General features: G+C 40.1%; 10 protein-coding genes. 4 read left to right on the top strand and 6 right to left on the bottom strand.

The annotated features are described in order from the left end of the window. Positions 1-15: 15 nt before the first annotated feature. The 4 genes from CLV48_RS14825 to bshC all read right to left on the bottom strand — a co-directional run bounded on the left by CLV48_RS14825 (position 16) and on the right by bshC (position 6,797). Positions 16-3,258, bottom strand: coding sequence for a SusC/RagA family TonB-linked outer membrane protein (locus CLV48_RS14825; RefSeq protein WP_106568073.1), 3,243 nt, complete (start codon positions 3,256-3,258; stop codon positions 16-18). Positions 3,259-3,821: 563 nt separating this feature from the next. Further along, positions 3,822-4,301, bottom strand: a complete 480-nt coding sequence (locus tag CLV48_RS14820; protein ID WP_106568072.1) for a hypothetical protein — start codon at positions 4,299-4,301, stop codon at positions 3,822-3,824. A gap of 362 nt (positions 4,302-4,663) precedes the next feature. Then, positions 4,664-5,230: a 5-formyltetrahydrofolate cyclo-ligase gene (locus tag CLV48_RS14815; RefSeq protein WP_106568071.1), complete on the bottom strand. Its 567-nt coding sequence runs from the start codon at positions 5,228-5,230 to the stop codon at positions 4,664-4,666. Continuing rightward, the gene (gene bshC, locus CLV48_RS14810) at positions 5,223-6,797 is read right to left on the bottom strand and encodes a bacillithiol biosynthesis cysteine-adding enzyme BshC (RefSeq protein WP_106568070.1); all 1,575 of its coding nucleotides are present in this window, start codon (positions 6,795-6,797) and stop codon (positions 5,223-5,225) included. The genes CLV48_RS14815 and bshC overlap by 8 nt, the downstream gene beginning before the upstream one ends. 258 nt (positions 6,798-7,055) lie before the next feature. On the opposite strand from bshC, the gene CLV48_RS14805 reads away from it, so the two are divergent. Then, positions 7,056-9,248 (top strand): heavy metal translocating P-type ATPase, encoded by a 2,193-nt coding sequence (locus CLV48_RS14805; protein ID WP_106568069.1) that lies wholly within the window; start codon positions 7,056-7,058, stop codon positions 9,246-9,248. On the opposite strand, the gene CLV48_RS14800 is transcribed toward CLV48_RS14805, so the two are convergent. Further along, positions 9,235-10,227 (bottom strand): D-alanine--D-alanine ligase, encoded by a 993-nt coding sequence (locus tag CLV48_RS14800; RefSeq protein ID WP_106568068.1) that lies wholly within the window; start codon positions 10,225-10,227, stop codon positions 9,235-9,237. The genes CLV48_RS14805 and CLV48_RS14800 overlap by 14 nt on opposite strands. 205 nt (positions 10,228-10,432) lie before the next feature. Here CLV48_RS14800 and CLV48_RS14795 point away from each other — a divergent pair, with 205 nt between their 5' ends. From CLV48_RS14795 to CLV48_RS14780, 3 genes are all read left to right on the top strand, one after another. After that, positions 10,433-12,613: a S9 family peptidase gene (locus CLV48_RS14795; protein WP_106568067.1), complete on the top strand. Its 2,181-nt coding sequence runs from the start codon at positions 10,433-10,435 to the stop codon at positions 12,611-12,613. A 1,608-nt stretch (positions 12,614-14,221) separates the two neighbouring features. Further along, a complete protein-coding gene (locus CLV48_RS14785) occupies positions 14,222-14,593 on the top strand; it encodes a hypothetical protein (protein ID WP_106568065.1) in 372 nt (123 codons plus the stop codon). Positions 14,594-14,653: 60 nt separating this feature from the next. Further along, positions 14,654-15,118 (top strand): Clp protease ClpB, encoded by a 465-nt coding sequence (locus CLV48_RS14780; RefSeq protein WP_106568097.1) that lies wholly within the window; start codon positions 14,654-14,656, stop codon positions 15,116-15,118. Between the two features lie 335 nt (positions 15,119-15,453). Here CLV48_RS14780 and CLV48_RS14775 read toward each other — a convergent pair whose 3' ends face one another. After that, positions 15,454-18,249, bottom strand: coding sequence for a TonB-dependent receptor (locus tag CLV48_RS14775; protein WP_106568064.1), 2,796 nt, complete (start codon positions 18,247-18,249; stop codon positions 15,454-15,456). Positions 18,250-18,432: the final 183 nt, after the last annotated feature.

Below are 18,432 nucleotides of genomic sequence, written 5' to 3'. Positions count from 1 at the left end.
TTTCGTTTTAGGTGATTAGAAAGCAAGAGTTACTGTACCACCAAATCTTCTGGAACTAGGTCCTGTCACGAAATCAAAGCCCAAACCGTTACCCACACCAGTACCTAAAACATCTGGATCGAAGTTCATGTTTGGAGGGAAGTTAAGGGCTCTGAACCAAAGGTTTGTAGCGGAAAGCGCCACAGAAGCCCTCTTGAACGGAGTTCTTGAAATCACGCTGCCTGGAATATCATATCCTAGTGAAACTTCTCTCAATCTGATAACTGATCCATCAAATACGTTGGCCGCGTCCACAGCTCCATGGTAGTTATTGAAGAAGTAGTTGGAGGCAGTTACCTGAATGTCATTTGGTACAAATCCTCCTTCAGGTGTCCTTTTCACTCCTGGAAGAATGAAAGTCAATTCCCTATCTACTACAGGGTCTTTTGTAACACCCCTTGCCAGCGTAGCAGTTACAGTATTGGAGAAGATAGCTCCTCTATGTCTGTATTCAACCATCGCATTAAGGAAAAATCCTTTATATCTAAAGGTATTGATCCAAGAACCTGTCCAAGCTGGGTTAGGGTCTCCGATTTCAACCAATTCAGATGATACTTGGTAATCACCATTTGGCAATACAATGGGTTGGCCATCATCAGATCTTTCGAAACCAAAACCTTTGATGATATTGAAAGGTCTTCCTGGTATAGCAAAGTTACCCAAATCGGTAAATCCAGCTACTACGATCTCATCCAATCCCTCACCCAATTCCATGGTCACCGTTCTGTAAAGAGTGAAGTTTACAATAGACTCCCATCTGAAACCACTTGGTGTACTGATCGGGGTAGCTGTAGCCTGGAATTCAATACCCCTGTTTCTGATTCTACCGATGTTGATAGCTGTCAAAACAAATCCAGTTGCTGGATCAATAGGAGCATCTGTAATCAGGTTTCTGGTATTTTTCTGATACAAGGAAAGATCAAATCTCAATTTATTATTGAACATGGTTGATTCTACACCAAACTCAAATTCCTCATGCAATTCAGGCTTCAGGTTAGGGTTACCCAAAGTAGTTGCCAAAGATTGGGATTGGAACAAAGTACCACCAGTATTAATGAAAGCTCTAGGACTTTGAACTAGAATATTCCTTGTACTGTAAGGGCTTGGGAAACCGGCAGAAGTACCATATCCTAATCTCAATTTCAGGTCATTCAAAGTAGAAGAATTCCAGTTGAAGGCATCTGAAGGCAAGAAAGATACAGAGGCACCTGGATAAAGGATCCTTCTATTTTCTTTTTCAACAGTAGAAGTCCAGTCGTTTCTGGCAGACAAGTTAAGGAATAGATAATCGTCATAATCCAAAGTAACGTTGGCATAAACCCCCATTCTCTGCTCTTCTACCAGTCTGTCAAAGACCAAGCCGTTCAATGGATCTCTGGAAGATACATCCAGGAAGTTACCATGGTTGAATAGTCCGAAAGCCAATTGGTTGGAAGATGCCAAACCGCTTCTTTCAAATTTATCATAACGGGAATTACCACCCAATAAGGCTGTAAAACCGATTTTATCAGAAAAATCTGTTCTATACGTCAATACCAAATCCTGGTTCCAGATGGAGTTTCTGATGGAAATGGATCTGTAATAACCTGAGTTGACCAAGGCACTTACACCCAAACCAGCACCTTTATTATACTGCGCATCTCTGGTTTCAGTGTATGTATCCAAACCAAATCTATAAGTAAGTGCAAACTTGTCATTGAAGTCATAGTTCAATGATGTTGAATTGAAGAATCTGTCTACCACAGAGTAATCCAACATGTTTTTTGACATCCAGATTGGGTTCACCTGGTCATTACCTGCCCTGTGCATTACAGAACCTCTGGTTGTTGGGATTTCCCAGGGGAGGTTTTTCAGGTCATAAGATCTTGGAATATAAAGTGTGTTTGCAAAAATAGATGGTATACCACCAGATGGTCCGGAACCAAAAGCTGCGTTTACCGGTGGAGTAACCAAATTTGTCCTTGCAAAGGTAAAGCTGGAGTTAACTGACAATTTATCTGTTACAGCAGAGTTGATACCCAGACCGAAATTGTATTTGGCCAGTTCGTTACCAGGAGTAAATCCTGATTCGTCTGTATAACCAAAAGAAGCATTGAATCCAGTTCTGTCTGAACCACCAGAAATCTGAACTGAAGTATTAGAAACTACGCCAGTTCTGAAGAAAACCTTACTAACATCTTCATAAGCTTGATAAGGATAATCAATAATACCTTTCGGATTAGAAGGAGAAACTAGATTAGGATCAAAAAACTCTGGGAATGCTGCTTCGATTGCAGGTATGGCTGTACTTCCAATAGGATGCCTAACTGTGAGACCGATATCCATTCTAGGTCCATAGTTGGAAAAGAAGAGACCAGGTTGCTGCTGGAAGCCGTTACCATAAATAGAACCAAAGGTTGGCAAAGAAGCTGCCTGGTTACCAAATACAGATTGGTTGATTGTTACTTCAGCTGCTTTTCTTTTTCTGGTACCTGATTTGGTAGTAATCAAGATTACACCGTTTCTACCTTGATCACCGTATAATACGGTTGCAGAAAGACCTTTCAATACAGATACGTTCTCGATGTTGTTTGGATCAATATCCAAGAAACGGCTGGAAGTCTGTGCACCACCAGTGGTAAAGCCGGAAGTGGCATTGGTTCCAGAGTTAAAAGGAACACCATCCACAACAAACAATGGCTGGTTAGAACCAGTAGCAGAGGAATAACCCCTGATAATGATGTTGGTACCGGAACCTGACATACCGTTGGTAGCAGTGATATTTACACCGGCAACTTTACCTTGTAATACCCTGGAAACGTCAGCCTCAGGTCTGTTTTGGATAAGTTCGTCGCCCACGGTAGATACCGCATATCCAAGGGCTTTCTTTTCCTTCTCGATACCGATCGCTGTCACAACGACTTCACCTAAGGTGGCGGCATCAATAGTAAGGGTCACATTGATTACGGATCTGTTACCGATTGCCTCTTCTTGTGTTTTCAAACCCACAAAAGAGAAGATCAGCACATTAGATCCTGCTGGTACGTTGATAGAGTAATTACCATCCAAATCGGTGGTAGTACCTATGGTCGTACCTTTGACAAGCACGGACGCGCCTGGCAAGCCCAGTCCGTCTTCGTCGGAAATTACCTTTCCGGTAATTACCCGTTGTTGCGCCGACACCTCAAACGTAAGTGCCATGGTGAAAAGCGCAATAACAAAGAGTAAAGCTTTTCTCATAAGGTATTTTAGTTTAGTTGATGCGTAAATAAAAATTAATTATTGCACTTTTCAAAATCCGCCAACTTTAACAAACATTAACGTTTTTTTTACAAAACATTTGACCTTTAAGCAATTTGTGGAGCTCTCTTCTTGCTTAAACAACAGCAATTCTTTTTTAAGCAATATTTTAAGGAATTTCAGCAAACAAACGGGTTTTTTAAGCTTTGAACGGCATAAAAAAAGGATTATTTGGAAAAGGGAATATTATCAACTGTTATGTCAAAAAAATCCATAGTCATGCCACAGTTATCAAAATATTATTTTGTAAAAATTCTTAAGAAAATTTTTCTAATCTTTAAAAAAAATAGGTCTTATGCTATATAAAAAATATCCAAAGCCAGGTATTAATAAATATTCAATAACCACTTAACGTTTTTATTGAAAAAAATTCAACCGTACCAGAAAAATTAAAACCTAAGCCAAGCCATGTTTGAATTTTTTTTCATGGCTAAATAAAAAAGAAGCAAAATTCTGTATCGAGGGTGATTTTTGGACCTGAATCAAGGATCAGGTCCAAAAAATCAAAAAACATAGCGGATAGAAATACCTATCTCATCCCACCAGAAACCTCCTTCTCCAAAATTGATGGCCGGCTTCCAGTCCAAAGAGAGATTTAGAGGTGCCCTTCTGCCAAAGGCATAATCCAGTCCTATTATAGCATCCAAACCGTATGCACTTGTACTTACGGAATTATCGCCCCAGGATCTGTTGCTGTTTTTGGCATTCCAGGTCCCATAATGGGCCCCACCTCCAAAAAACCACCCCAACCCCTTGACATCCCTGATGTCTTTGTGCACCTCATACAAACCTGTGACGATCAATCCACCCCAGCGGGTATGAAAGAGTCCTTCAATAGCCGACTCCTGCCCAATAAAATGCCTGACTGTAATGCCATTGGTTACACCTGTTCTGACCCCAATCCCAGTTGTGTATTGGGCGAAGGCCTGTTGTTGGACAGAAAAACTGCCAAAAAACAAAAGCAAAAAACAAACTTTTCTCATACTGATAAACTTTTTCAACTACCGATTAAACGCAATTACCGTGCCCTGAATAAATTGCTTTTCAAAAGCATTAATTTGAACTTGATATTTTAAAATAAAATTTTTTACATTTTATACTAAACAAAATGTTATTGCATTAGCAAGTCCCATTTGGTTCAATTATAAAATATAATACCGAATAATCAAAGCAATTTAGGAGTCATCGACAATTTATTCCAGAAGGTAAAAATTGGAAATTGCCTTGGTTTTATCAAAATGCAAAAATTGAAAAATCATCCGCCTTTTTTTTAGCCTGAGATAGATATGTCACAACCGAAGCAGATAAAAAAATTCAACTAGAGCGTAAAGGAATTACATCCTGATCAAAACTTCAGAATTCCATCCGGCCTGATACAATAATCCAAGGGTATGTCATGTGACTCATCAGGGATGTAGTCCAGCGGTTCAAAAAAACTAAGCCCTATCTTGATGACATTTCTTTTTAAACTCGCCAGGTATTTATCATAATATCCTTTTCCATATCCCAACCTAAATCCACGGCGGTCATAAGCTAAAAGAGGAATTAGGACCATTTGAATTTCATCAGGATCAACAAGTTTGGCATTTACCGGAACCGGAATTCCCCAAGGATCTGATTCAAATTGATCTACACCGGAAATGTCCAAGGTCTCCAAGTTATCTTTGAGCTTGTTAACCACTGATGTATAAATTCTATAACCTTTGCTTTGCAAGGTGTAATACAGGGGAAAAGTATCCACCTCATGGAAACGGTCTATGGGCAAAAAAAGGTGGATATGTTTTATTGCATCATACTCCTTTAAATACTGAAAGAGGTAATCTGAAATTTTCTCTGAGAAAAGCCGGATTTCCTCTTTTGATAAAGCCCGTCTTTTTTCTTTGAAAGCAGTCCGAATAGATTCTTTATCCATGGTTCATTTTTAAAATGACATAATTGAAATCCAATGGATCAAATAGCTCAAATAATTCTTGGATAAATTGCTCATTACCTAGATAAAAACGCATAAAATTCTCCACCCTCTCCTGGGGTGAACCTCCTGGATTAAGGTACTCATGTATCTCCATGCGCTGACGGATATGCACCGTCTGCCTTCTTTCTTCTGCTTTCCTTACCTTTACCGACAATTGCTCCAGAATTTTGGAAGCCCTCACTTTGCCCGCTTGAAATGCCCCTTCTAAGGTTTGGTCCAGACCAACGGCTTTCTCCTGTGCCAGATCAAAAATCTTTTTGAGGGCCTCTTTCTCTTGTGCCAAGGTAAAATCAAAAGAAGCGTGTTCCATAAGGAATTGCTTTTTCCATTCCTCCACACTTTGGAAAAGCTCCATATCCTCCAATCCAAGTTTGCTGATTTTTCTTTGAATGGCAGTGTCCAATACCATTGCAAAATTCCTTGGCAATAAGGCCGGAAACTGAATTCCAAAATGGTCAAACACAGGCTTCAACTGTAACCAATAGACCACTTCAGCAGGCCCTCCCAAATACGCCAGGTTGGGAAGTATCATTTCCTGATACAGCGGCCTCAAAACCACATTAGGGCTGAACTTTTCAGGAAACTGATCGACCAATAATTCGATTTCTTCCCTGCTGAAAACAATATCGGTATTCAAAACCCTATACTGCCCATGAGCATCAATTTCAATTCTTTCCCTTAAGCCCTTTTCAGTGTAAAACAGGTTGATCTCTCTTGGAAAAATCTGGCTTTTATAGCCCAACTGTTCCAGTTCCTCCGTCTGTTTCTGAACCAATTTATGGGGAAGATGGGAAAACAAATCCTCTCTTATCACCTGACTAAATAGGGCTTTGAGATCCGGGTCATTTCCATCCACGATCAAAAGCCCTCTTTCGCCAAAAAGATGATGAACATATTTTCTCACTGCTTCACTCAGGGTGGCCGAATCCAAATAGGCTTCCTTAAAAAAATCAGGCACGATATGGGCTATCTCTTTAAAGAAAGTTCTGAAACTTTGATCCAATTGAAAATCTCCTACCGGTCCTTTTTGATCCGATTGCCATTGGTATTTTTTACCGTCCAACTTGAAGTAGTTGATTTCATCAAAGTCATGGTCCTCGGACGCCATCCAATAGACGGGTACAAAGTGATACGGCGGATAAGCTGCTTTGAGCTGCTCTGCCAAATTGATGGTAGAAACAATCTTATAAATAAAATACAGCGGACCCGTAAAGAGGTTGAGCTGATGCCCTGTAGTCACCGTGAAGGTTTCTGAACTCCTGAGAGATTGTATCTGATGAGCAGTCAATTCGGAAACCTGCAGTCCTTCGTATTGTTTTTCTAAGGCCTTATGTAAAACTTCCCTATTGTGCGGCGTGAAATTCTTTCCATTGGTAAGGGATTCGAAATTTTTGATCTGGGGATAGACATTGAAAAATGGACTCAATAAAGGCTTTTGCTTGATATAGTCTAAAAACAATTGGGAAAACTGTCCGGTACACGCAGGATCTACACTTGACTTGATCATGTATAATTGGGTTCAATGTTGGGTTTGAAGGTACAAAAGAAGTAAACTTCCCTGCAAACCTTAAAGTTCGCATTAATTTTCAAATTATAGGAACGGTCAATCGATGATTTAATTTTTACAAAAATTCTATAACTGGATGGCAGACACAAGGTGTAACTTTATGGCATCAAAAGACCTTAAAGGTTTCGTGCCTTTGTGGCATATAACATAAGACCTCCGTGTCTTCGTGGCTTTGTGGCAAAAAATAAAATTCAAAAAATGTCAACCATAAAAAAAGAGATACCGGTTAGCGGAATGAGCTGTGCCGCCTGCGCGATCGCAGTGGAAAAAACCCTTGCAGCAAGCCCAGGAGTAAAACAGGCTGCCGTCAATTATGCCAACCATCTTGCGATAGTAGAGTGGGAAGAAGAAAACACCAATCTGGAAGATCTGAAAAAGCGTGTGCAATCAAGCGGTTACGATCTGCTGATTGAAAACCTTCAGCAGGAAGAACTGGAAAAAATGCAATGGGAGGCACATCAGCTGCTTAAAAAAAGGACCTTATACGCTGGTTTCCTGGCTTTGCCTGTTTTCCTTATCGGCATGTTTTGGATGCATATGCCTTATGGAAACTACATCATGTGGGGATTGACCACACCCATTCTGCTGATTTTCGGAAGACAGTTTTTTGTTCAGGCCTGGAAATTGGCCAAAAACCGCCAGGCTAACATGGATACCCTTGTGGCCATGAGTACCGGGATAGCCTACCTTTACAGTACTTTCAACACCTTTTTCCCTGAGTTCCTCATAAAAAGAGGACTGGAACCGCATGTCTATTTTGAAGCTGCTGCTGTCATTCTGTTTTTTATTCTACTGGGCAAAAGTTTAGAATCCGGTGCCAAAGCAGGTACAAGTGAGGCCCTTAAAAAATTGATGGGGCTACAGCCTCAGGAATTAACGGTTTTGGAGAAAGGAATTGCGGTAGTTAAAAATACCAAGGATGTGCAGGTTGGAGAAATCATCCTGGTCAGGCCCGGACAAAAAATCCCATTGGACGGAACGGTAACAGAAGGAAGTTCTTATGTCAATGAAAGTATGCTCACCGGGGAACCGCTGCCGGTACTCAAGGAAAAAGACCAAAAAGTATTTGCCGGAACAATCAATCAAGAGGGAAGTTTCAACTTCAAAGCCGATCAGGTAGGTGATCAGACCCTCTTATCACAAATTATTGAAAGGGTAAAAGCCGCACAGGGTTCCAAGGCTCCCATTCAAAAAACAGTGGATAAGGTGGCCGGCGTTTTTGTTCCCACGGTTTTGGCCATTGCTTTCCTCACCTTTTTGATATGGGGGTTCAGTGGGGTGGATGATGCTTGGCTGAAAGGAATGTTGGCTATGATTACCGTATTGGTGATAGCCTGCCCCTGTGCTTTAGGCTTGGCTACCCCAACTGCCATCATGGCAGCCATGGGCAAAGGAGCTTCTATGGGCATCCTGATCAAAGATGCGGAGAGCCTTGAAAAAGGCAAAAAAATCGATGCTATTGTGCTGGACAAAACAGGCACCATTACGGAAGGCAATCCACAGGTAACAGATGTGTACTTCCTGGATGGCTGGAAAGAAATGGATTTTCCCATTCTAAAGGCAATGGAAGAGAAAAGTGAACATCCCCTGGCCAAGGCCATTGTCAATCACTTTAGGAAATTACCGGGCGATACAAGACTTATTGACTTCAAAAGCGAAACAGGCAAAGGCGTAATGGCGCGCTTGGAGCACTCCACTTTCCGTATTGGTACCCTGAAATGGTTGAAAGCATCCGGTATTCAGGAAGACAAATCGGTATTGAATTGGGCAGAGAAAGCCTTAAATGAAGGGGCTTCGGTAGTCTTTGTTTCCAAAGAAGATCAATTGATGGGAGCTATTAAAATTTCAGATCCGGTCAAAGCGAGTTCAAAAGAGGCAGTCCAGGCGATCCAGCAATTGGGAATAGAAGTTCATATGCTGACCGGAGATCAGGAGAAGACAGCATCTTGGGTTGCCCGGCAACTGGGGATTAGGAATTACCGCTCAGAAACGCTTCCTCAGGACAAAGCAAATTATATCAAAGACCTTAAATCCCAAAACAAAACAGTGGCCATGGCAGGTGACGGAATCAACGACAGTGAAGCCCTTAGTTTGGCCGACCTGAGCATTGCCATGGGCAAGGGTACAGATATTGCGATGGAGGTAGCAGAAATCACCTTGGTACATTCAGACCTGCAGCAAATCCCCAAAACGTTACAACTGATGAGAAAATCGGTGAACATCATTCATCAGAACCTATTTTGGGCATTTATCTATAACATCATAGGGATCCCTGTAGCCGCCGGAATTCTCTACCCAGCCTTTGGCTTCCTCTTGAATCCAATGCTGGCCGGTGCAGCCATGGCGCTGAGTTCGGTTTCAGTAGTGAGCAACAGCCTCAGGTTGAGGTAAACATTTCTTCTATAAGTTCGGTGTAGAAATCCTTCACCTCCATACCTATGGCCCGGACCTGCTGCGAGATCAAACTGGTCTCAGTCTGCCCTGGCACCGTATTAATTTCAATGAAATAGAATTTATCGGTTTCGTATTCCAGAAAGTAATCAATTCTCACCGCACCTTTGCAGTTGAGCTTTTGATAGACCCTTTCGATAATCCTTTTGACTCTTTCAGTTTCTTCTTCAGACATTCTTCCAGGTGTGATCTCCTCGGTCACACCGGGTGAATATTTGGCTTCAAAATCGAAAAATTCTTTACTGCTGATAATTTCAGTCGCAGGGAGTACAGTGGTTTTGCCTTTGGCATGGTAAACGCCGATTGAAAACTCCCGTCCGGAAACAAATTCCTCCACCAATACCTGATTGTCTTCTGCAAAAGCTTTGTCCAAAGCTTCCTGAAGTTCAGATGGGACTTTCACTTTGCTCATTCCAATGCTACTGCCACCATTATTCGGTTTGACAAAAAGTGGAAACCTCAATTCCTTTTGGATCATTTCCAGATTTTCAACTTTGTTTTCAAAAAGCTGAATGGACCTTGCTACAAAGAGCTCGGGGATATCCTGTACGATAGCCTTGGTATAGCCTTTGTTCATGGTAATAGCTGAAGTAAGTGCATCGCAGGTGGTATAGGGAATGCCCAACATATCAAAATATCCGGCCAATTTACCGTCTTCACCGGGGGAGCCATGGAGGATATTGAAGACCCCATCGAAGGTTATTTTTTTGCCCTCCACCTGTATTGAAAAATCATTTAGGTCAACCGGCACTTTTTGGCCATCTGCAGCTTCATGGTACCAATCACCCGGATATACCAGAATCTTAAAGAGATCATACCTGCTTTTGTCAATGGTCCTCTCTACGACTGCTGCACTTTTCAGGGAAACTACCGACTCTCCGGTAAACCCACCGGTAACCAAGGCTATTTTTTTCTTCATAAGACAATGGATTCAATACCCGAATTACTGAAAATTTAGGGAAATTTCTTTTGAAATTTTGGAATAAAATCTTTTGACAGGACTGGAATAACCTACCATGTAACAGATATTGCCATTAGAGTCAGTGAATTTATCCCTTGGTAAAAGTCAAACTTTTCCTTCTCTCCAAAATTTTTATCTTCGCCACCGAATTAAACTCAACAATATGCTCAGGTATAACTTCATTTTATTGTGTTTTCTGGTTCTGCTGTTTCCAGGATATATAAATGCCCAAGATAAAAAAACAGTAAGTCTGGAAGATGTATTCAAAACCAATACCTTTTCCCAAAAATCTGTCTATGGAATCAACTGGATGAAAGATGGACAGTATTATTCATCCATGAAGCGGGGACTGACCAATCCGGTAGTGGTTAAAATCAATGTGGCGACCGGAGAAGAAGCTGCTGTATTGATTGATGGCGGTAAACTTGGCATCAACTTTTCAAGCTATTCATTTAATCCTGATGAAACAAAGGCATTGATCGCCTCTGAAGTGGAAAGCATTTACAGAAGATCCAGTAAGGGCATTTTTCATGTGGTAGACCTAAAAACTGGAACTGCTCAAAAATTAATGGATGGGGAGAAAATCATGTATGCAACTCTCTCTCCAGACAATGATAAGGTCGCCTTTGTGAAGGATAACAACCTATTTATGGTAGAACTTGCTTCCCATCAGGTAACCCAAATCACAAGTGACGGTAAATGGAACCACATTATAAATGGTGCAGCAGACTGGGTTTATGAAGAAGAATTTTCCATGTCCAAGGCCTTTGATTGGTCCCCTGATGGAAAAAAAATTGCCTTTATCCGATTTGATGAGACAGAGGTTCCTGAGTTCAATATGCAGACTTGGGGAAAACTCTATCCGGAAGATTATCGCTTTAAATACCCCAAAGCAGGTGAAAAAAATGCAGAAGTGAGCATCCATATCTATGACCTAAGCACTAAACAAACGGTCAAGGTGGATACTGGGGAAGAAAAAGATATTTATCTCCCAAGGATCTATTGGACTAATGATAATAACACTCTGGCCTTCCTAAGGCTCAATAGGCTTCAAAACGAACTGGATTTATTATACGCCAATTCCCAGACTGGAGCGACACGCCTGATCCTCCAGGAAAAATCCAATACCTATGTCGATCTGGATTACAATGATGACCTAAGGTTTCTGGAAGGGAACAAAGGCTTTATCAGAACCTCTGAGCAGGACGGATTTAAGCACATTTACCATCATGACAATGAAGGGAAACTCATCCGTCAGATTACTTCAGGCAACTGGGAGGTTACCAATTTGGTAGGAGTTGATGAGAAAAACAGGAAAATCTATTTTATTTCAACTGAAGCTTCTCCCTTGGAAAGAAATCTCTACGTGATCAATCTGGATGGCAAAAACAAAAAAATACTTACCCCAGAAAAAGGCACGACTTCTGTCAATATGAGCAAGGATTTCAAATACTACATAGCCAATCATTCCAGTGCAATCAGCCCTTTGAGGGTCACCTTGAATGAAGCTTCCGGCAAATTGGTAAAGGTATTGGAGGAAAATGCTGAACTGAGATCCAAATTGGCCAATTACAGCATTTCACCCAAGGAATTCTTTACCTTCAATACTGTTGATGGTACTTCATTAAATGCATATATGATCAAACCTCCCCATTTTGAGGAGAACAAAAAATATCCGGTTTTAATGTATGTCTATGGAGGCCCTGGCTCTCAAAATGTCACTAATTCTTGGGGAGGTACACGTGACTATTGGCACCACCACCTTGCTTCAGAAGGATACATTGTGGTCTGCGTGGACAACAGAGGAACAGGTGCAAGAGGAAGAGATTTCAAGCATATCACATATGCTAAACTGGGCAAATTTGAAACTGAGGATCAAATTGCCGGAGCCAAATTTCTGGGAACATTGCCTTATGTAGATGCTTCCCGAATAGGTATTTGGGGATGGTCTTATGGGGGGTATATGTCTTCCCTTGCGCTAATGGTCGGGAATGATGTTTTCAAATCTGCCATTGCCGTTGCCCCGGTGACTACCTGGAGGTACTATGACACCATTTATACCGAAAGATACCTTCAGACACCACAATTGAACGCTACTGGATACGATGACTATAGTCCGATCACCCATGTTAACAGACTTAAAGGAAATTACCTTTTGATCCACGGGACGGGTGATGACAATGTACATTTCCAAAATGCGGTGGATTTGGTGGATGCTCTGGTCAAAGCTGACAAGCAGTTCGAAACCATGTATTACCCCAATAGGAATCATGGAATTTATGGTGGCAATACTACATGGCATTTGTACAGCCTGATGACTGATTTTATCAAGAGGAAGCTTTAATCCATTGACCAGTCACAATGCACCAAGTACCAAGCCCGAATCTTGGTACTTGGTGCATTTTTTTCACTTCATAAAATCATATGGTAGGCTTCAATTATCAAAAACTTCATTATGATTTGCATCTAATTTGTTGCGTCAGCTGTAAGACAAGATTACCAGTTTTAAAAATATTAAGGCTTTTACTGCAAAATCTTTTTTAAAACCACATAGCAACATAGTGCACATAGAAATCCTTCGACAATAAAAACATCATCGCTAAAATTTAACTCTACCGCTATGTGATCTATGTGTCTAGGTGGTGAAACAATTTTTTTATTTACAATGGTTAAGGCATTTTCAGGATTATCTTTTTTATAACCACATAGCAACATAGTGCACATAGTCAGACTTAGGAAATGAAAACATCATCGCCAAAATTTAGCTCAAACGCTATGTGATCTATGTGTCTAGGTGGTGAAACAATTTTTTATTTACAATGGTTAAGGCCTTTTCAGCCTTATTTTTTTAATACCACATAGCAACATAGTGCACATAGTTAGACTTCGGCAATGAAAACATCATCGCTAAAATTTAGCTCTACCGTTATGTGATCTATCTGTCTATCCTGCATATGGGACAAGTTGTGGTGAAACAATTTTCTTATTTACAATGATTAAGTCATTTTCAGGATTTTCTTTTTTATAACCACATAGCAACATAGTGCACATAGAAATCTCTCGACTATAAAAAACTTATTTCCAAAATTTAACTCTACCGCTATGTGATCTATGTGTCTAAGTGGTTAAACAATTTTCTTATTTACAATGATTAAGCCTTTTCAGCCTTTTCTTTTTTATAACCACATAGAAACATAGTGCACATAGTTAGACTTCGGAAATGAAAACATCATCGCTAAAATTTAGCTCAAACGCTATGTGATCTATGTGTCTATCCCGCATACGGGACAAGTTGTGGTGAAACAATTTTCTTATTTACAATGATTATGCCTTTTCAGCCTTTTCTTTTTTAAAACCACATAGAAACATAGTGCACATAGTTAGACTTCGGCAATGAAAACATCATCGCTAAAATTTAGCTCTACCGTTATGTGATCTATGTGTCTATCCTGCATTTGGGACAAGTTGTGGTGAAACAATTTTCTTATTTACAATGGTTAAGTCATTTTCAGGATTATCTTTTTTATAACCACATAGCAACATAGTGCACATAGAAATCTCTCGACTATAAAAAACTTATTTCCAAAATTTAACTCTACCGCTATGTGATCTATGTGTCTAAGTGGTTAAACAATTTTTTTATTTACAATGGTTAAGGCATTTTCAGGATTATCTTTTTTATAACCACATAGCAACATAGTGCACATAGAAATCCTTCGACAATAAAAACATCATCGTTAAAATTTAACTCTACCGCTATGTGATCTATGTGTCTATCCCGCATACGGGACAAGTTGTGGTGAAACAATTTTTTTATTTACAATGGTAAAGGCATTTTCAGCCTTTTCTTTTTTAAAACCACTTATCTGTAAAATTCTTGTTAAACAAATTGTTTTTTGATGTTTTGGATAAATTCCCTATCTTATTTGGCAGTTGAACCCCAAAAAGCGACATGAGAGAAAGATTGAATACATCCATCCAATCAGCCAGTTTAATATTAGTAGCTGCAGGACTTGCCTGGGTAGTCTGGTCCCAAGACACCACCATGAAGGACATGTTAACCTACTTGATCATTTTAATGGTCCTCATTGAAAGTTTGAGTTTATACCTAATAGGAAGGATCTATCCCGAGAGCCATACCACCTTTAAAATGGGCATTATCGCTACCCTATTTATCCTTTTGGGTATCAAAATCATGCTTCCTGATTTGTTTATCCCTCTTACCATCACAGTTTTTGCGATCAATTTCATGTATAATTTCTATACCAACAACAAGCGCAGACGTGGTGGTTTTAAAAGAAGAATCGGCAATAAATTCCGCTGAGCATCAACTACTTCGGCATGTTATTTGAGTATGAGTTTGAATAATACCAAAATAGCTATCATGAAGAGATTGATTGTTTTTTTAATGCTTTTAGCTCCTTTTTATGGGTTTTCTCAAGCTAAGCTGGAAAATTTACTAATTGAAAGGGATAAAATGCATAGGGAATGGAAAGCCTCAGAAAGTAAAAAAAGCGGGATATTTGGTAATCGCACAAAAAAAGACATGATCGAAACCCATGATTGGATGGCCAGAATCATCCAAAAGGACAATCAGATCATGGAAGAACTAAAAATGTTAAGTGAAATCGAGAAGACTGAAATCACTTACGAGAAAAATGATTATAAATTCATTTCCCAAAAGCAGGAAAGGGAAATTGCCATTTTAAAGAGGGCTTTAGCTGAAAAAGATCAGGTAGTGGAAGAAAGAAAGTCAGACAAAAGAACCTATGAATGGACAACGTTGATCTTTTTCCTGAGTACTTTGGCATTCAGTTTTCTTTACTTTAAAAACAAAAAAACTGTATAAAAACCCTGTTTTGTTAAAAAAGAGGGGCTGCTTATATAAAAAAGGCTGTCTCAGTAAATTCAAATTCAAGGAACAGCACAATTAAGCGATTGAGGCCGATTTGATGAAATTAGGCCTTTATTTTTTGTCAGCCTTTTCTTCGCTTCGGATATTTATATTTCAGGTTTTCTGTTAACCTCAATAGTCTTCAAAGACTTTATTTAAGACTTGCTCTTGCACACTTTAAAATAACCATTTTGAGTTAAATAAGAAAAAAGGCTGCCAGAGGTATCGGGCAGCCTTTCAAATTTTTTAAATAGACTTATGAGTCAGCCTCTTTTATTAAGTCTTTTCGCTTAGAAGTTGAAGTTTAACCTGGCAAAGATGAATCTTCCATTGAATCCCATTTGTTGTACCCTCCTGGAATACACAAACCTTCCCAAGCTAAAGTTTCCACTATGGGTATGTACATCCTGATACACATCAAACAAGTTGTTTGCACCAAGGTTGAGTCTCAGGTTATCAGTGAACTTATAACTTACAGTCACATCTGTAACAACTTTTGGTGAAAAGGTTTGATCTAATGTTTCTCTCTGACCTGTCAGGGTATTGATGGGCCAGGTTGCCGGATCTGTTCCCATCGTGGGATCTAGGAAAACTACCTGTCCAAACCTAACCGCTCTGTACATGAAAGTAAACTTCCCTATATTGTAATTGGCCATAAAGCTGACTTTATCCCTTGGATTGGCCACCTCTATCCTACTTTGGTCCTCTCTGTTAAAATAGTTGCCTATCTGACCAGTTTGTTCCAAAATTGGAGAAGCTTTTATAATCGGGTTTCCGTTGGCATCTTTTTTCACTGAATTATCAATGAAAGTTCCTGCCAAAATCAAATTCAGTTTGGAATTATTCCTGAAGAATAAATTGTAAGTAATTACTGTTTCGATACCTCTGGCTCTGGTATCAATGGCATTGGTAAAGAAATTGGCCGTATTTGCATTTGCGGCTCTTAATCTTTCTGCCAATTCCGGATCACCGCCAGCGGTAAAGTTATTGGTCAAAACAATTCGATCATCAATGTCGATCTGGTAAGCATCGATTGTAATTTCAAGATTGTTTACAGGCTGCAAAGTAGTACCAAGGGTAAAGCTTCTGGATGTCTCCTGCTGAAGCGTAGGGATACCAAGGATTCGGGCTGGCTCGCTATCGTTTCTGAAGGTACCGGCTTCTACAGGTACAAGACCTTGTCCAGGTAAAGTTACAAACAGGGTATTCACCCTAGAGTAAAAACGCTGCTGCATGGAAGGGGCCCTGAAACCTGTTGAAGTCGACCCTCTCAATACAAATCCATCTGTAATTTTATACCTTGAAGCCAATTTATAATTCAGGGTACTTCCAAAGTCGGAATAGTTCTCAAATCTCAAAGCACCTGCCACATTGAATTTCTCAGTGAAATCCTGTTCCAAATCGAGGTACAAACCTATGTTATTTCTTGTCCAAGCACCAGCAGTAGAAGGAGCGAAGCCAGGGAATACCTGTGCGCCTGCGGCCACCCCTGAATTGGGATCAAAGTTCCTGTACGAAGATTCCTCCCCTTCTCTTACTGCGAACCTTTCAATCCTAAATTCTGAACCTGCAGCTACATTCAAACCGGCCAAAACATCATATTTTCTTGCCATATCGAAATTGATGACGTTTTGAAGGAAATTGAGGCCTCCAGCATCAAATTCTCTTTGGAAATTCGGAGTGGACAGTGCTTGGGTAAAGTTGACAGAATTGGTGATCAGGAAGTCAAAAATATTTTGACCATAGGTATTGGACAGGTCAAACTTCCAGTTACCAAGATTACCTGTCAGACCCAAAGTATTGGAGATATCCGAAATATCAGTATTGATTTCAGGTAAGAATCCATTGGGATAAACTTGGAATACATTGGATCTCGCTGCGGCAGGTACGGCATTGGGATACCTGTAGAACCCGGCGGCATTACCTCTCTTATTATTATATCCACCAAAAGAGTACAATTCCAGTCCATTATTAAGTGGAAGAGAAAAATTGACCATAATACCTCCGCTATTGATGGCAGAATTTCCGATTCTCATATCAAAATCCTGTCTGGTAAGTCCTCTGGCCCTAAGCTCTTCTTCATCCACATTTTGGCCATTGACAAGTGGAAATATCTGCCCAGTGTATGTACCTGAGCGGTTTGTAAATCCTCTTCTGGAGTATTCACCTGTTACATTCAGAAATCCTTCCTGACCGATTTTTAGTCCATAATTCAAAGCAGCACTAACCATATCCCCATCGCTGACATTGGCATCAGCATTTTGTCCTCCATTGATCACAAAGTCTCTTTGAAAGCGTGTTACATGGGTTCCTGCTGCTACATTTCCCGAAATTCCCTCTGTCCTTTTAAGTACAATATTGATGACTCCTGCAATTGCATCTGAACCATATTGGGCTGCAGCCCCATCTCTCAAGATTTCTATTTTTTCAACTGCATTGGCAGGAATGGCATTTAAGTCGGTACCTACCTGTCCCCTGTTTACTGTGCCATTGACATTTACTAAAGCAGATTGATGTCTTCTCTTACCATTGATTAAGACCAAAACTTGGTCCGTACCCAAACCTCTCAATTGGGCAGGATCCATATGGTCAGTACCATCCGAAATGGTCTGTCTACTAGATTGGAAAGAGGGTGCGATATAGGTCAGGATTTGGTTCAAGTCTATCTGACCAACCGCATCAATAACCTCAGATACGGGAATGATATCTACCGGAACAGGAGAATCAATCCTGGACCTTGCCCCCACTCGAGTACCTGTCACAATAATTTCTGAAAGGTCGGTATCATCTTCTTTGAGGGTAACATTTACTTCATTCCTGTTAGCAATATTGACTTCCTGAGATCTCATTCCTATAAATGATATTACCAGGATATTTCGTCCGGCAGGGACTTCCAATGAAAATTCGCCATTCATATCGGTAACTGCACCCAATGTAGTCCCCTTTACAAGCACTGCAGCGCCCGGTAAGCCCATTTTATCCTCCTCAGAAAACACCTTGCCTTTAACTACTCTCGTCTGTGCCTGAAGCTCTTGCATCATAGACACAAAACACATTAAGATAATCAGTGATAAAATTTTTCTCATATGCGTTTTTTGTTTAACAGTTTCACTAAACGGTAAAACAAAATCAAAAAAGTGTAATAAACAAATAGTTAAAAGTATTTTTTAGTAAATAATGTGAATAAAAGAATTTAAAGTTGTCTAATTACAATACTGCCAAATAAATTGGCGGCTCTAAAAATCCAAAATAATTAAAGGCCATTTTGG

Origin of the sequence: Cecembia rubra (assembly GCF_003014575.1) — a bacterium.
Taxonomy (GTDB): domain Bacteria; phylum Bacteroidota; class Bacteroidia; order Cytophagales; family Cyclobacteriaceae; genus Cecembia_A; species Cecembia_A rubra.
Note: the sequence above shows the minus strand (reverse complement) of the source record. Positions and strands in the feature narration are given on the sequence as shown.

Bases quoted from the DNA above. Each gene is read 5' to 3' on its own strand.
- CLV48_RS14815 (WP_106568071.1), bottom strand. From the start codon at position 5,230: ATGGATAAAGAATCTATTCGGACTGCTTTCAAAGAAAAAAGACGGGCT.
- bshC (WP_106568070.1), bottom strand. From the start codon at position 6,797: ATGATCAAGTCAAGTGTAGATCCTGCGTGTACCGGACAGTTTTCCCAA.
- CLV48_RS14820 (WP_106568072.1), bottom strand. From the start codon at position 4,301: ATGAGAAAAGTTTGTTTTTTGCTTTTGTTTTTTGGCAGTTTTTCTGTC.
- CLV48_RS14825 (WP_106568073.1), bottom strand. From the start codon at position 3,258: ATGAGAAAAGCTTTACTCTTTGTTATTGCGCTTTTCACCATGGCACTT.
- CLV48_RS14780 (WP_106568097.1), top strand. From the start codon at position 14,654: ATGAAGAGATTGATTGTTTTTTTAATGCTTTTAGCTCCTTTTTATGGG.
- CLV48_RS14795 (WP_106568067.1), top strand. From the start codon at position 10,433: ATGCTCAGGTATAACTTCATTTTATTGTGTTTTCTGGTTCTGCTGTTT.
- CLV48_RS14775 (WP_106568064.1), bottom strand. From the start codon at position 18,249: ATGAGAAAAATTTTATCACTGATTATCTTAATGTGTTTTGTGTCTATG.
- CLV48_RS14805 (WP_106568069.1), top strand. From the start codon at position 7,056: ATGTCAACCATAAAAAAAGAGATACCGGTTAGCGGAATGAGCTGTGCC.
- CLV48_RS14800 (WP_106568068.1), bottom strand. From the start codon at position 10,227: ATGAAGAAAAAAATAGCCTTGGTTACCGGTGGGTTTACCGGAGAGTCG.
- CLV48_RS14785 (WP_106568065.1), top strand. From the start codon at position 14,222: ATGAGAGAAAGATTGAATACATCCATCCAATCAGCCAGTTTAATATTA.